The 13959-nt window shown below is 42.4% G+C and carries 16 protein-coding genes; 4 read left to right on the top strand and 12 right to left on the bottom strand.

Features of this window, described 5'->3' with window-relative positions; genetic code table 11:
* Positions 1–7: 7 nt before the first annotated feature.
* The 8 genes from AB4351_RS01030 to AB4351_RS00995 form a co-directional block, all read right to left on the bottom strand.
* Entirely contained in the window at positions 8–682 is a 675-nt protein-coding gene (locus AB4351_RS01030; RefSeq protein ID WP_017072273.1) for an HNH endonuclease, read from the bottom strand.
* Positions 683–728: 46 nt separating this feature from the next.
* Positions 729–2471 carry a metallophosphoesterase gene (locus AB4351_RS01025; protein WP_372124817.1) on the bottom strand — a complete coding sequence of 581 codons (1743 nt, stop codon included), beginning with the start codon at positions 2469–2471 and terminating at the stop codon, positions 729–731.
* A 278-nt stretch (positions 2472–2749) separates the two neighbouring features.
* Positions 2750–3883, bottom strand: coding sequence for a PcfJ domain-containing protein (locus tag AB4351_RS01020; RefSeq protein ID WP_372124816.1), 1134 nt, complete (start codon positions 3881–3883; stop codon positions 2750–2752).
* A 50-nt stretch (positions 3884–3933) separates the two neighbouring features.
* Positions 3934–4905, bottom strand: coding sequence for a hypothetical protein (locus AB4351_RS01015; protein ID WP_372112797.1), 972 nt, complete (start codon positions 4903–4905; stop codon positions 3934–3936).
* A gap of 135 nt (positions 4906–5040) precedes the next feature.
* Entirely contained in the window at positions 5041–5325 is a 285-nt protein-coding gene (locus tag AB4351_RS01010) for a hypothetical protein (protein ID WP_372124815.1), read from the bottom strand.
* Between the two features lie 137 nt (positions 5326–5462).
* Complete coding sequence (locus AB4351_RS01005; protein WP_061018163.1) at positions 5463–5774, bottom strand: hypothetical protein; 312 nt, start codon at positions 5772–5774, stop codon at positions 5463–5465.
* Positions 5771–6991, bottom strand: a complete 1221-nt coding sequence (locus AB4351_RS01000; RefSeq protein ID WP_372124814.1) for an Arm DNA-binding domain-containing protein — start codon at positions 6989–6991, stop codon at positions 5771–5773. Before AB4351_RS01000 ends, AB4351_RS01005 begins: the two co-directional genes overlap by 4 nt.
* On the bottom strand, positions 6984–7220 hold the full coding sequence (locus tag AB4351_RS00995) for a hypothetical protein (RefSeq protein WP_017070423.1): 237 nt from the start codon (positions 7218–7220) through the stop codon (positions 6984–6986). The genes AB4351_RS01000 and AB4351_RS00995 overlap by 8 nt, the downstream gene beginning before the upstream one ends.
* Positions 7221–7331: 111 nt before the next feature.
* Here AB4351_RS00995 and AB4351_RS00990 point away from each other — a divergent pair, with 111 nt between their 5' ends.
* Positions 7332–7553 carry a helix-turn-helix transcriptional regulator gene (locus tag AB4351_RS00990; RefSeq protein WP_017070422.1) on the top strand — a complete coding sequence of 74 codons (222 nt, stop codon included), beginning with the start codon at positions 7332–7334 and terminating at the stop codon, positions 7551–7553.
* Between the two features lie 362 nt (positions 7554–7915).
* Here the strand turns inward: AB4351_RS00990 and AB4351_RS00985 are convergent, their stop codons facing one another.
* From AB4351_RS00985 to AB4351_RS00970, 4 genes are read right to left on the bottom strand one after another with little or no spacing between them, the layout of a single operon-like run.
* The gene (locus AB4351_RS00985) at positions 7916–8344 is read right to left on the bottom strand and encodes a hypothetical protein (protein ID WP_372124813.1); all 429 of its coding nucleotides are present in this window, start codon (positions 8342–8344) and stop codon (positions 7916–7918) included.
* A gap of 46 nt (positions 8345–8390) precedes the next feature.
* Complete coding sequence (locus AB4351_RS00980) at positions 8391–9446, bottom strand: hypothetical protein (protein ID WP_372124810.1); 1056 nt, start codon at positions 9444–9446, stop codon at positions 8391–8393.
* 24 nt (positions 9447–9470) lie between these two features.
* Positions 9471–10052, bottom strand: a complete 582-nt coding sequence (locus AB4351_RS00975) for a hypothetical protein (protein ID WP_372124808.1) — start codon at positions 10050–10052, stop codon at positions 9471–9473.
* Position 10053: 1 nt separating this feature from the next.
* On the bottom strand, positions 10054–11382 hold the full coding sequence (locus tag AB4351_RS00970; RefSeq protein WP_372084390.1) for an ADP-ribosylglycohydrolase family protein: 1329 nt from the start codon (positions 11380–11382) through the stop codon (positions 10054–10056).
* Positions 11383–11573: 191 nt separating this feature from the next.
* Between AB4351_RS00970 and AB4351_RS00965 the strand changes: the two genes are divergently transcribed.
* The 3 genes from AB4351_RS00965 to AB4351_RS00955 all read left to right on the top strand — a co-directional run bounded on the left by AB4351_RS00965 (position 11574) and on the right by AB4351_RS00955 (position 13959).
* Positions 11574–12221: a HEPN domain-containing protein gene (locus AB4351_RS00965; RefSeq protein WP_136979603.1), complete on the top strand. Its 648-nt coding sequence runs from the start codon at positions 11574–11576 to the stop codon at positions 12219–12221.
* A gap of 30 nt (positions 12222–12251) precedes the next feature.
* Positions 12252–13151, top strand: coding sequence for a helix-turn-helix transcriptional regulator (locus tag AB4351_RS00960; protein ID WP_372124807.1), 900 nt, complete (start codon positions 12252–12254; stop codon positions 13149–13151).
* 97 nt (positions 13152–13248) lie between these two features.
* Entirely contained in the window at positions 13249–13959 is a 711-nt protein-coding gene (locus AB4351_RS00955; RefSeq protein ID WP_372124805.1) for an SGNH/GDSL hydrolase family protein, read from the top strand.

Genomic DNA, 13959 nt, shown 5'->3' with positions numbered 1-13959 from the left:
TACTCCCTTAATTCAGAATTGAGCGTAAGCCGTCAACACTCAGAGGATTTGTTCCTCGATGTAAAATTGAATGGCAGTTTGAACAGACTGGGATTAAGTCTTTAACTGGATCTACCTTGTAGCTTTTAGCGATGGTATTAAGGGGTTTGATATGATGAACTTCAATGAACCCCGACCCATGAGGTCCGTACTTTTTCGCAAAGTCGAAACTGCAAATCTGGCATCTTGTACCGTAATATTCGATACATGCTTTTCTTGCCTTTGGATCCCTTTCATATTTATTAACAGTGACTTGTTTAACAGCTCCTTCAACATACTCCTGTGGCTCTTGTGTATTGATTTCACCACTGATCGAAGAATCATCAGCTTGTTTAAGACCCCAATAAATTTTATCAACCTGATTCTGTGCGCTGACATCTGTTAACTTACCTAAACCTTCCGGTGTAATTTCTCGCACAATGATGTAGTAGCCTGAATCTGGGTTCCCCCCATTAGGGTTAAGACCAATCATTTCTACTGGTGTACCAGCGTACGTTTCAAATTTGTGCCCAATAGAAAAATTGTACTCAAACAGATCACCATCATTGTCTCTAACCACGTTGAGCGTTCGATTATTAACTTCGGTAAATGTGTAGGTTGGTTTCTGGCCATGTTTACTGGCTTTTCTTGTATATTTAGTCATTTAGAACTCATCGGTTTGGAGTAACTGTAAAAATATTGAATAATTATCAGAACAAACTATCAAAATCGCCTTCACTTTGTTGTGATAATAGCTCTGACCATTTTTCTACCAATTTGTACGCTGTTTTTGTGCAGTAATCTGCGCCATCTTCTCGCTCAACACCAATAACATGCTGCTCAGTTAACAGTAAATAAGCCGCGAGTTGCTGAAGATTGCCTGTTTGTGCCAACCGATTAACATCAGGCTCGTATTGCGAATACTCATCCGCCAAATCTTCATCCACCTCATCAGGGTCATAAACCCCAATTGGGTCCCATTCGGTTAGCAGCACTTCACTCACTGTTTGAGAAAAGCCATTGTCAGCTTTTGCTGCCGGTAGCGTGGCTAACATCGCGTTTAGCAGTTGAGTAATACCGTTGCTAACCACCTCAGCACAGTTCAGTTCATTCGCATACGCAAAGCCATGCGATCCGATTAACTCGTTGGGTGACTCGTCCCAACCGGGCAGATAAGCGTGATAGCCCACCAATGGGTTCTCTTCCTTCGCGGCGTTATAATCAACGCACACGACACTCTCGCTCACAGGTTGCGGAAACGGTGTCAGGGGGAGTGTGTAGTGGCCGACGATGACAGGAAACAAAGGTGGCGTGTTGTAAGCCATTGCACCACACTCAACGGGCGTATCGGGGATGGATGTTTTTTGAGCAGCTGGAACCACCGCCAATTCTCGATAGCTATCTACTGCGTACTCGTCTTTCCACCAAGCAACACGAATGTCGTTACGCTCAATGCCATTCTTATCTGCAAAGCTAATGCCTTGTGGCAAATGTGCTTCTGGCCCTTTAAGCAGAGTTTCAATTAGACCAAACAGTTCGTGATTACGATTAAAAGCCTCTTCCCAATGTTCTGATTTTAGTGAACGGTCTGGATTAAGGTACTGCTCTAAGCGTGCGATGCTCTCTTCGTGCCAGCAGGCATGAATAGCACGAATATCGCCACAATTAAGATACAAAGGCAGGGTCATAAACCACTCGACCCAATGTTGATGTAATGGCGAGTCTTCACCAACCTGCGCGAGAAAATGCGCGTGTTGTTTTTGATTGCCTGCTTTACTGCGATCGCGAAGGTGCTTTCCGTCAGCGCCCTTTAGGTACCAACCCACCGCATTAAACTCGTGGTTGCCTAGTAAGCAAAGCGCTTGTTTATTGTCGACTAAGTTTTTAACCGTATTCAGCGTCGCGATATGATCGGTTGCTGAATTTGGGCTGTTATCAACTAAATCCCCAATGAAGACAATGGTGGTATTAGAGTCATCACTCTGTTCTGGTAGCCCTTGGCTGTCGAGCAAAGTGGTTAATTTATCTTGCTGAGCATGAAGATCGCCAATAAAAAACACGCTTTCCAAATGATGCTGTTGCTTAAACTGTAACCCTTGCTCTAGCTGCAGACAGCGCTGCTCAAGCATTGGCCGCATCACCTCTTGCCAATAACGTATATCAAGTAGCCCACCCGACATACCACCTTGATTAAGAGACTCGATATAGATGTCATTGCTGTCGTTTGCTCGCCATCCGACTAGTCCTGCTTCACTCGATGCAAGCCTTGCTTGCTCAAGTAGTGTCACAACGTAATCATCCACCCATTTAAGTAAGCCTACGGTGGTGTAGCGGTCGCTATTGGCGATTAACTCGACGGGTAAGATGGACCATAATGCGCTGTTACCACGCAGGCCGTATTGGTTTAATTCACTGAACAGAGTGGTAATATATTTGCTTTCAATTGAGGCCAATGAGTGCTCCTACTGCTGACGCTGTTTATTGATGATTATCGAATGGTGAGTGGGTTATTGAATCGCCCGCTGGCTATTGGGCGATTTTATCCTCGCAATATTGCCAACTCGTGACTCCTCGCTATGTAGCGTTTATATCGGTACTGCTGCATAAGATTCATGAAGGTTCCTTGTCACGATTTATTGGACTGCTACGATATACGATATTACGTTTTGATTATGTGACCCGTTTACCTAAAATAAAATGTGTGGGATATTGGTAAGCTTACAAAAAACAATCAATTTATCTTGGCTTTTCTTGCTGATTCAAGCCAATCAAATATAACTTTACGGGTACTTTCGGTTGCTAGTTTATTTCGAGCGCCAGCAATTTGATCGATTTCAAAGGGAAATGATTTGCCGGGAAGAATACTAACCCCAATGGTCATTCGCTCAGGTTGAAAAAGTCTAAATACAGCATACCGACCTTGAGCAATACGGTTATGATAAACAGCGATACAATGGCGCATCTCAGCGCCTTCCTTGCATAGGTCATCATAATCTTGGATCTGCTCTATCTTGTCTGTCTTACAAAGGTAGCGCATATAGGGTATATTGGCGTCAATGGGCCTCATAGACTGTGTTCGAGCTAAGTTATGTCTTTGCACCCAATCATCATGCAACGCAACCAAAGCCTCATTGTTTTCAAGGCGAACAATGTTTTGCATTGGCTCTTGTACTCCCAACGCTTGACCAAGTCGCAATGAATCTTCGATGCATAACGTTAGTTTTAGTCGCGTTGTGTAGCCGGTGTTCTCCAATGATTGACCTAGACGTGTACCTGTCAGAAATGGATGTGTATTGTCTAATGATAAGCTAGAGAAGTTGATTTTTTTGTAATGACTGAACCTCTTATAATGGCAAGTTCTGGCATCAAGGAGCTTCATCACGTGGAAGATTTCCCCCGCACGTTCATACGTCAAATCTAACTTATCGATAAATCTTAACGCAGACTTGGTGCCTGCAAGTCCAAGTTGCTCTAGGATCTTTCTTTGTCCCTGATTTGCTAGTCCTAGAGCCTGTTCATTATCAACAGGGTAATGCTCACAGAGCATCGCTAGAATAATCGGTCGGACATTTAGTATCTCTCTAGCGTTGACACTATTAGCTGCAAGCCAGAGCATTTGGTACTGGTGATCTGGAAAAATTTCACTCTGAGCTAACAACGGTTTAGGAACGGCAGATAACCACCCATCTCTGGTCGCCTCATTACAGATAAAATCTAGACCAATACCAATACCTCCCTCAATCATATCTTGTCTACCATCTGGATAGTTGCGATAAGCCGTTAAGCGATCGCTCCAATGACAAATAACGATATCAAAGTTATATCCTATTGAACTAGTAGGTATAGTTGCTAAAGAAGTTTTCATATTATTCAAACACCAAACTGTTAAACGATAGCGGGTTAATTTTTTTCACCTTAAGCGGCCTCTAAACGAGAAATGATGGCTTCTAAAGGCAGGTCTTTTTCACGGATTAACTCAACAACGGCTTCAATATCTTGTTCGCGGTTCAAAGCTAACGCATAGTTTAAGTCATCAATGAGTGTTAGTGCCTGCGCTTTGGTCAGATTTCGTAGCAAACTCACTCGATTATCCGCTGACATTGTCATCAACTCTAAGGCGGAATCTTTGGTTTGTTTAGCTGAATGAGCAATGTTCTGCTTTTTTGCTTCTTTAGAAGTGGTTAGGCTTTCTTCTTTCTCCCTCTCTCTCGACGGAGAATCTATGCTCACGACAGTCGTAGCTCGAAACTCTCGAACATCAGACTCGTTCATCACGGTTTCTGCAGGTAAAGGTTCAAGACTCTTCTGGTTACACTTGTTTTTATTAACGAGAAGTTCAGCGTAATAAGCCATTGTTGGCAGCATGAAATTTAAATGCTTTAGAATTGCTTGCTCAAGCTCTTTCATTTCATTTCGCTTTATGTAAACACCGTCTTTACGAGCCTGTAGTGCGAATGAGATAGAATGTTTTACCGCATCTAAGCGATTCGAGTTGATATCCTCTAACTCATGAGTCTCTAAAACACGAGTTTCTTCTTGAGACTTCAAAACAGGCAAGCGTGTGCGCAGCGATTTGATGCACCCCTGTATTAGCTTATCGTTAGATACCACTATCGGATTTGGTAATTGAGGAGTCGGTTTGCAATCATCCTCTTCAACTTTACTCGCTCTAATTTCACGCTTGACTTCAGCCATGAAATTATTAATGGATTTAAAATCAGATGGCGTCGACCCAGTAAAAATAGGCTTAGGCACACCATCAATAAGTACTTTTAAGTGATTTGTTTGGGTTCTTTCATAAGTGAAAGGCGTATCGGTACCAAGTTGGTCATTTAAGAACTTGATTACACGCTTTTGGTATTTGCTGTAGCTAGATAGTTTGCACATGATAGGCCTCTCAATTTAAGTCATTTCGTTGAGAAGCATAATATTAGAAAGGGGTTTCGAAATGAGGTTTATAAGCTTGTGAAAAACGTATCTACCAAGATGAGGTTCATGAATGTAGCTAAAGCGAAGCCTTAGTTAGCTTTGATTATCGTGGTATTCAATGTCCATAACTAAACCTTTTACCATCGCATCCCATAACGCAGGAGCATACGTTTTAAGAATAACTACACCTGAGTTTCGCTCATTACTGGAATCATAGGCTCTATCAATTTCCAACCATTCTTCGATAGAATATACGTCTGCACCTTGATAAAGCCAATCTCCAACGTTGCTTCGGATAGAGTCTTCAGTTCCGGTTTTTATATAGATATGTCGACCTTCTCCTGTCGTTATATAATCGATCACTCCAACTTTAAGCATATTAACCCCTTTTAAATCTCATTTATTTTTAGTGACAACCGCAACGAACATTCGTGCAGAAGTAACAATAATATTTTAGCCCCTAGATTCGAGCGAACATCGACTTTCTAGGAGCTATGAGCAATAAAGCTAAGCATTCAATTTACATATCGTTTTATTGACTTATCAATTGATGCTTCAATAACTTCAAGTACCCAATCAGAATCCCGCTTTATAGGCTCATTCAAGCAGTGATGAAGCACCGTTACTACAACTTCCGCCACCTCACTCACAAACTTATGCTCTCTTACATAATGCATTGGGTGTAATGACGTTCTTTCTCTTACCAAACAATAGACTTCTTGATAGCTTTCATCGATATCCTGATGTGACATGGCTTTGAAATGTTGCCCTTGAATCACATCGAAGCACAAACTAGTGCAATGGATTGTCAAAGGAGAATACTTCATTTATCACCTCCTAACCCACCACTATTAGCTTTTTTCAATAGACGTTCAAATGCACTTCCATCATTCCGCGTTAAATTAGGTACGAAACGGCTGTATGTCTGAAAAAGCATCTTGGTCGTCGTATGCCCCATTTGCCTAGCTATCCACTCAGGGGCTTCACCAGCGGCAAGCATCAGAGTGGCATAAGTATGGCGCGTTTCGTATGGGCGACGATACTTCAACCCCATCTCTTTTAACGCAGGCTTCCAAATTCGGTCACGGACATTCCCTTTGTCCAAAGGGTTCCCTGAAGCATTTGTAAAGACGAACTCTCCTTCCCCTGTTAACTTGAATTGCTTTTCCAAAGCCTCATAAACATGAGAGTTCATTTGAATATCTCTAGCAGAACCTGTCGTCTTAACTGTATCCATCCTCCCATGTACATAAGTTTCACGAACAGAAATTGTCTTCAAATTGAAATCCACGTATTGCCACTTCAAACCATCAATCTCTGAAGTCCGCATACCAGTAAAGAAGCGTGTGGTGAAATACGTCTTGTAATCATCCCTAATTTTATCGAGAAAATGCATTACTTCCTCAATACTAAACGGCTGAACGTCTCTTCTATCAATTCTCAACGCTTTAATGTTTTCAAACGGAGTTCTAAATTCATAACGATCTGCAGCTTCTGACAGCATCATCCTTAATGGCGTCATCACGTGATTAATAAACTCTGCTGATAGTTTTTTACCCGATTTTGGTTTAGCTAATTCGGCTCTGAACTTCAAAATATCTGGCCTAGAGATCTGATCAATAGAAGTACTTCCAAAGTGTGGAACAAGGTATCTGTAAAGGTATAAACGAATACTCTCCTTATAGCTTTCTTTCCATCGACTTTCGTTTTCTTCGTACCACTCAGCGGCAAAGTCTTCTAATGAAATAAGAGAAGTACCTTGTGCTTCGTGTATTGCACTTTTATAACTCCCCAACATTTCTTGCTTTACCTTTTCGGCCTTACAGTCCTCCTCAAGAAATCGAGCAGATCTACTTGAGCTTGGAAAGTAATCTCTATAGACGAAAGACCCCAGTCTTATGTCTGCATCTATCTGATTAAGCAGCTTTTGCAACTTCCTGGTATTCTGAATGGTATTAGGTAAGGCAGTCTGTTCTCTGCATCGGATATCGTTGTACCTAAAATCCAGAAATAGTTTTCCATTTCGTTCTCGTACTTTACCCATAACAGATACGCCCTCCTGCCATTGGAATTATATTTTGATTTCGAGATGCAGATTGATACAAATCCCGCTCAATTGCTTCCCAAATGTAGAGAATTTTGCGACCATTGAAAGGTCGGATGTAATGCTTACCTTCGATGAAAAGAGAGTCTCGCAATGTCGCGTTAATATAGTTGGCGCTAAATTTGATACGACTTGCGAGCTCTTTTGCAGTCAATAATGTTTGGTCCATAATGACCTCCTTATTTGCTAGCCAAGAATAACTTTCGTCCTGACAAGACAAACTATAGAGCCATTAATTCGTCCCATCAAGACGATTTATATACCAAATAATTATATAGAAATGATTAGATATAAGATAAAAGAATTATTAGAGGTTAAATCGTTACGCGAAAAACGTAAGATTACTTTATCTGAAGTTGCCGAAGCCGTTGGAGTTCAAAGCTCCGCGATGTCAAAGCTTGCTAATAACAAAGGTTATACAACCACAACGACCACTTTGAATGAATTGTGTAAATTCTTCGAATGCAAGATCGAAGAGCTTATAGAGTACATACCAGAATAAGAGCCAAGTTAGATATGTATCTAGATCATAGCGATCTCTCAACTATCCCACTTCAATTTCCCCTTCCAGATGATCTATTGTTTGGAATAGGCCCCTGCTCTAAAAGCACAGTTGCTGCTAGTTTATTGAATACAGCTAGTCGCTAACTTAGTTTTGCCCCAAAACCGTTTAGAGTCGATACTCTTCTCTAAACGACGATGTTCATATTGACCAACATTTTCTAATGTTAAAAGATTATGAATAAACAGTTTAGTTGAAGGTCAATATGGATAGTAATAGCAAGGTTATCTACAAAATCACATTCCCAAACGGCAAGATCTATATCGGGTCGCTTGATTTGATCATTAACAAAGCCGCAAAGGTCAACAAATCCTAAAAACATCATTACGTTTAAACCGCTCTTCAAGCTCGAAGGCTTCCACTTCAAAATTGTTGCAACGATACCCACGAGTCAATGCCTCAACGATATACTGAGACAAAAACTCAATCGACCCTAACCGTTGCCATTGCTGAGTATGAACAAGTTCGTGAAAGTGGAGGTGCCAGCTATATCTATATTCTTCTTTCACGTAGACGGTGTCTTCAAGGGCAATCCCTGCCGCCTTGCCAAATAACAACCCCGAAGGCAGTAATTTTGGCACTTCCTTGACATAAATCACCTTCGTTTTGGCCAACAATTCATTACTGAAGTAAACCGACAAGAAAGGGACAACTTCCTGGCATGAGTTGGCGAGTGGAATATGTTTTCTATTGATTCTCCTGATATAGCGAAGTAACAGTGGCGATATCACGAGACATACTCCCCGAACAAGTGGGACTATTACTCTCCAGACGATCTTAATAACTGTCACGTGATGCCATACTCATCAAGAGATCTACAACCATACGAGGATCATCAAAAATGAGCGGCTTTTCGCCCATTAGCTTAAACTTTCCGTCACCTCTTAGAATAATCTTTTGCTGCGTTTGTTCCTTAAACGGATAGCGCCAAACACTCAGCTCAAAGCCATCATCGATATCCTCTCTATGCACGGTGCACACCTGGCTATCCAACATTACAACCAGTTGGTTGTAGTCTTTAACTAACTCATCAGAGTAACCAAAACCCATTTGCCAGAATGAATCAATGAGCCGAGGCACACTCCCCTCGTTTTGAATATTCGTAACTCTTTCATGAATCGAAATCGCGAGCTGGACACATTCTTGTTTGGTTCTATGGCTCCCGAGTACCGCACTTTGAAATAGATATAAATAGCCATCTAAAGCATGCGCTTTGCCCGCATCATGTGGTTTACCAATCAACAAGCGTGAAATATCATCGACCATTAGCGACAACAATTCTAGCTCGCCAGGTATCGGAGTGGTAATTGGAAAAGGTACAAGAGCTGATAACAGATTCTCAATTTGCCTAACGATCTCTTTATTATGGTTATTGGCGTCAACAATTGAAGATACTATTGGCAATGCCTGAAAAAGCTGGTGGTTAATACTGCTTTCCCAGGCCTGTTCTGTACCATCATCACGAATAAAGCCCCCCGCCGCATCAAAGCCATAGCTATAGTCGCCTGTATTGCCCTGAATTGTATCTAGCGCTGCGAGATTTAGGTCAATCCAATCAATGGCACGAGCATGCTCTATTCCCTCATACCACTGCTCAAACGATTCGACTAACTCTTGCTGACGTTGTCGCCCTTTACTGCCAATGATAGAGCGCTGGCTAACGAGGTGCTGATAAATCGCCAAATGCACAAATATGGGACTTATACGATTGAGGAAATCGGGATACTTTTTGGTGTAGCTATCCCACAACCCATCACAAAACTGCTTCGCAAGACACGCCGTTAAGTTTTCGTTCGTCATCGTATTTCCCCCAAAACTATCTGATTGATTCATCTCACCTCGCCAATAAAAGCCAATTTATAGGCTATCACCAACCAACTTAAACGCCTCTTCAGTTTTATACCCATCAAGGATCAAGTTGATGATGTCGTCTCTATGTTGGGAAGTAGCTTTCGGAAGACTTGCTTTGTTGGCTTTAAAAAAGTCCAACGTCATTGTCATTGCATCAGCACGTGAAAGCCTAACGGGAGGGGTAGCCTTTTGTTCCGCCGTTTCAATGTACATATCAAAATCGTCAGAGACTGAAGACCAGTCATAAGCAAACACTTCGTCTCTTAACTTAACGGGATCGAAGTACTCAGTAACGCCATTACCGCATTCACCCGCAGTCTTATTGATAATAAGGGATGTCACATCAGGTAAGCCGCGCTCAGAGGTAAACAATCGTACAACGTCAAGCTTGCGACCAGCCGACACGGGTATCGCACGTTGCACGTATTCAGCATCAGGATGTGATTCTTTAGCTCGCTTAACCAGCTCACCATAAGTCAGGCAATGCTTATGACGAGCAAGATCCACTAAAATTGGATAGTAAATTGCGGCCAACTGAACATCGTTTAACGTGATATTGGCATACAAACTTTGAACCTGTTGTTCCATTTTAACCTCTAATATTTTCATTATTATTTGCGAATTGTGTCATTCGTTCTAGCCAGACGTATAGTGAACCATCGTCTACAAATTTTTGCCATAAACCATCATTAAATCTGTCGCCTCTAATGATGGTTGTGATCACTTGAAAGCCCTCAACATAGCTCATGCGCTCAAGAAACTGCTGTTTTTGATAACTCTCTGCAACAGGGGCCCTGAGATCAGTCGCGATCAGCGCTCGATTGGGAAAATCCATCCAACGGTAATCAACCAAGATACAGCCATAGTCATACAACAGCGGATAGATAGACTCTTGCAATGAGCTTTCAGGCATACTCGTTATCTGGTTGAGCATTGAAGCAAGATCTTCAAACGTAGGAAGCATTGCCAGCAATGTTGCTTGCTCTTCAATATGCTCTCGCCAAGCTAGTTTCTCAAGCCATAACTTTGGCAATTGGCTATATCCATAGAATGCGCCAGCGAGTTGCCCGTAGATTGCAGCCGTCGTATCTGCATCAGCGCCCAAATTTGCCGCTAATAGTGCTCCTTGCTCAAAACTGCTGCTATGAGCAAAAGACCACAATGCCGCCTCGAGCGACTTAACAACAAATCCACTCCCCTCAATTTGTTGCCTTGTCTTAGTTATAAATGAACCATTCACTATCTCACGTAAATCATTGTGAATGTCTGCGCTACCCCAATAGTTTTCCAGTTGGGCGAATAATTCGGCTTTACTTAACGTACCTTTCAGGTCATCAAATATTCGATACATTAGCCAAGCCATAATTTCACAGGACTCAACAGCTCTTTTCTCCGCATGAGTGGTAACGGAACTATGCCTTGCCGCTTTAACAGCGTCATCTTCGCCGACTGACCGGAAAGAAGAATAGAAAATAGGTATGGGGGCTAAGCGCATCAAGCTGCCATTTCCAGCACTCCATTCATCAGCTGAACCTGCAATAGCAACGTTCGTAGATTCGAAAGAGGTTAAAGCGTCAAGAACTGTATTGCCGATATCGAAACATTGACCAGTGACCGAGTTTTCTCCAAATTTCCACCAAGCCGTGTAACGTTCCATTTGGTCTTCAGCGTTTTGGTTACCCACAGCCAAAAGACTGTCTGCCAAACACAACATCATCGAAGTATCATCAGTCCATTGACCTGCCTTTAAGTGAAATGGGCCACCACCTACTATATCTGTTAGTGGCGAATAGCTATCTTTGGGACAAAACTCCAGTGTTGTGCCTAGCGCATCTCCCATAGCCAAACCCGTCATTGCACCTTTTGCTTTATCTAATATAAGTTGCTTATTACCTTCGTGATTTTCTGAACGACTCAAATGGAACCCTCTTCCCGATAAATTCAACGACTATCCTATCTGATCCCTATCACTTACATAAGTGTCCCATTTTGGTACATGCCAATATTTGATACATCAATCGTCCGTTTCTTGATCCACCTCTTAACACCGCTTACTCATTTTGTTGCATTCTAGAAAATCAACCCTACAGGCATTATCAAAGGATTGGTATGCACTACGAAAGGCTAAAATCGAAACACAGAGAAGTCAGAGATCAACACACAAGATCATTGGCGGTTCGTGTCCATCGAGCACTAAGTTGGCTCAACAAAGCCGAACAATCGGGCGATTTAGACAGCCAATTTATCTTCTACTGGATCGCCTTTAACGCAGCCTATGCTCAACACATTGACCGTTCAATATTAATGAGCGAGCGAGGTAAGTTTCAGCAATTCCTTTCAAAGATTGTCTCTCTAGACAATGAGGGTCAACTGGCTGAATTTGTATGGCAGGAATATACCAACACGATACGTGTGGTTCTCAATAATGAGTTTATCTTTGAATCCTATTGGGATGCCCAAAACGGTACCGTTAGCCAAGATGAGTGGAAGCAACTGCGCACAAAATCTATTCACGCCAGTCATTTAGCACTCGCGAGTGAGCAAACCGAGATTGTGTTATCGATAGTATTTAGTCGCCTATACACGCTAAGAAATCAACTTCTGCATGGAGGCGCTACTTGGAACGGAAAAGTAAACCGTCAACAAATCGCTGACTGCACAGCTATCATGGCAAAAGTTATCCCACTTCTCATCGAGATTATGATGAACCACCCCAATGAACTTTGGGGCGACTCTATTTACCCTGTTATCGACTAACCACCTAACCTTTACCATTTGAGTAGTTTAATGATCGAGCAAGCACAAACCCTAACAACAAAAATAAACAAAAAGACACTACTACGCTTCCAAGTCATAGAAATCATCGCCTATTGGGAAGGTCGAGTGACCACAAAACACTTGTGCAGCTGTTTCGACATTGGGAGGCAACAAGCCTCTAGAGAAATTAACACCTACAAGGTTGAACATGCTCCTAGCAACCTCGAATATGACATGCAAAATGCTGGCTATACCGCATCAAAGAACTTTCAACCACTCTTTACTCGGGGTAGTGTCGACGAGTACCTTAACCTATTAGCACTTAATGAACGTCTCGTGTCCAAAAACAATCATTCCGCACTTGGGTTTCGGGAAGTTACCTCAGTGATGCCTCCTACACGGGCGATTGACCCCGTTATAATGCGCACACTCGTGAGAGCAATCAGCAAAGGACGGAGATTAGAAATTGAATATTTGTCGATGAGTTCGACAGAACCAGAGGCTCGAGTTATCGCCCCCCACTCATTGGTAGAGACCCCTCTGCGCTGGCATGTTCGAGCGTACTGTGAAAAAAACAGAGCCTATCGTGATTTCGTGTTAAGTCGCTTTATTGGTGAACCTGACATTCTCGATGCTTCCCCCAATCCAATAGAAGAAGACAGTGATTGGAACACACCCATTAATCTTATACTACAAGCCAATCCTCGACTTAATAACCATCAAGTGTCTCTAATAGAGAGAGATTACGGGATGTGCGACGGGGAGCTTGTCATACCAAGCAGGTTGTCACAGGTAAACTACCTCATTCATGGTCTAGGGCTAAGCCTCAATCACGTGCAAACAGAGCCAGGGCACCAGCAAGTCTGGATTAAAAATCGTGAAGAGCTCTCCCGTTTACTGCAAGAACGAGGGCTACTAAAACGCCTTTAATACGCTGTCAAAATGAAGCATGTACCATTTTGCGACACTTACGCACTAGCGTTAAAACAAGTACGGTAAGTACACAGTTCGATGACCGGTACAAATTATGAAAATAGAAATTAGTGAGCCAACAGCGCAATACTTACCTAATCAAATCGTCTTATTAGGGGATTCGATTTTTGACAATGCGCCGTATGTAAAGGCTGGAGAGTCAGTTTCTGAACAATTGACAAGCTTAATCCAGGCTGAAGCTGCGGAAAAGCCAGCGGGTATCAACTCTACTACCACGCAAGTCGAACTGCTTGCTGTCGATGGGCACGTTATAGCCAACCTTCCAAGCCAGATAGAACGAGCTAAGGAAAGTCGGTATTTCAATTTTCAACCTGCCTTTCTCTCTTGTGGCGGTAATGACTTACTCGGTTATGCCGCTTCAGGTTTACTTGAGATTGATGCGAACAGCATTGGCAATGCATTAGATTCACTTCACCAAGTACGAGAACAATTTCGTCAGAACTACCAGCAAATGCTAACTAAAACTCTTTCTAAATTCCCTAAGCTCACCATTTGTACGATTTATGACGGTGTGCCAACGCTATCTAACGCTGAGAAAACCGCTATGGGGATATTCAACGAAGTAATTTTAAGAGTAGCGGCCGAGCGCCAGCTACCCGTTCTCGATTTACGTGTTATTTGTAGTGAGCCTGAAGATTACTCTCCGGTTTCACCTATTGAACCTTCAAAGCAAGGTGCCGCGAAAATCGCCCAGTCAATTTTCAATCAATATACGCAACGCCGAAACAACTTCCAGGGAGTTTAA

This window comes from Vibrio sp. 10N.261.51.F11 (assembly GCF_041471665.1).
GTDB classification, from domain to species: Bacteria; Pseudomonadota; Gammaproteobacteria; order Enterobacterales; family Vibrionaceae; genus Vibrio; species Vibrio crassostreae_C.
The sequence above is the reverse complement of the archived record's forward strand: the minus strand, read 5'-3'. Positions and strand labels throughout refer to the sequence as shown.

Bases quoted from the DNA above. Each gene is read 5' to 3' on its own strand.
- AB4351_RS00955 (WP_372124805.1), top strand. From the start codon at position 13,249: ATGAAAATAGAAATTAGTGAGCCAACAGCGCAATACTTACCTAATCAA.
- AB4351_RS01000 (WP_372124814.1), bottom strand. From the start codon at position 6,991: ATGGGTAAAGTACGAGAACGAAATGGAAAACTATTTCTGGATTTTAGG.
- AB4351_RS00990 (WP_017070422.1), top strand. From the start codon at position 7,332: ATGATTAGATATAAGATAAAAGAATTATTAGAGGTTAAATCGTTACGC.
- AB4351_RS01010 (WP_372124815.1), bottom strand. From the start codon at position 5,325: ATGCTTAAAGTTGGAGTGATCGATTATATAACGACAGGAGAAGGTCGA.
- AB4351_RS01030 (WP_017072273.1), bottom strand. From the start codon at position 682: ATGACTAAATATACAAGAAAAGCCAGTAAACATGGCCAGAAACCAACC.
- AB4351_RS01005 (WP_061018163.1), bottom strand. From the start codon at position 5,774: ATGAAGTATTCTCCTTTGACAATCCATTGCACTAGTTTGTGCTTCGAT.
- AB4351_RS00975 (WP_372124808.1), bottom strand. From the start codon at position 10,052: ATGGAACAACAGGTTCAAAGTTTGTATGCCAATATCACGTTAAACGAT.
- AB4351_RS00960 (WP_372124807.1), top strand. From the start codon at position 12,252: ATGATCGAGCAAGCACAAACCCTAACAACAAAAATAAACAAAAAGACA.
- AB4351_RS00980 (WP_372124810.1), bottom strand. From the start codon at position 9,446: ATGAATCAATCAGATAGTTTTGGGGGAAATACGATGACGAACGAAAAC.
- AB4351_RS01020 (WP_372124816.1), bottom strand. From the start codon at position 3,883: ATGAAAACTTCTTTAGCAACTATACCTACTAGTTCAATAGGATATAAC.
- AB4351_RS01015 (WP_372112797.1), bottom strand. From the start codon at position 4,905: ATGTGCAAACTATCTAGCTACAGCAAATACCAAAAGCGTGTAATCAAG.
- AB4351_RS00995 (WP_017070423.1), bottom strand. From the start codon at position 7,220: ATGGACCAAACATTATTGACTGCAAAAGAGCTCGCAAGTCGTATCAAA.
- AB4351_RS00965 (WP_136979603.1), top strand. From the start codon at position 11,574: ATGCACTACGAAAGGCTAAAATCGAAACACAGAGAAGTCAGAGATCAA.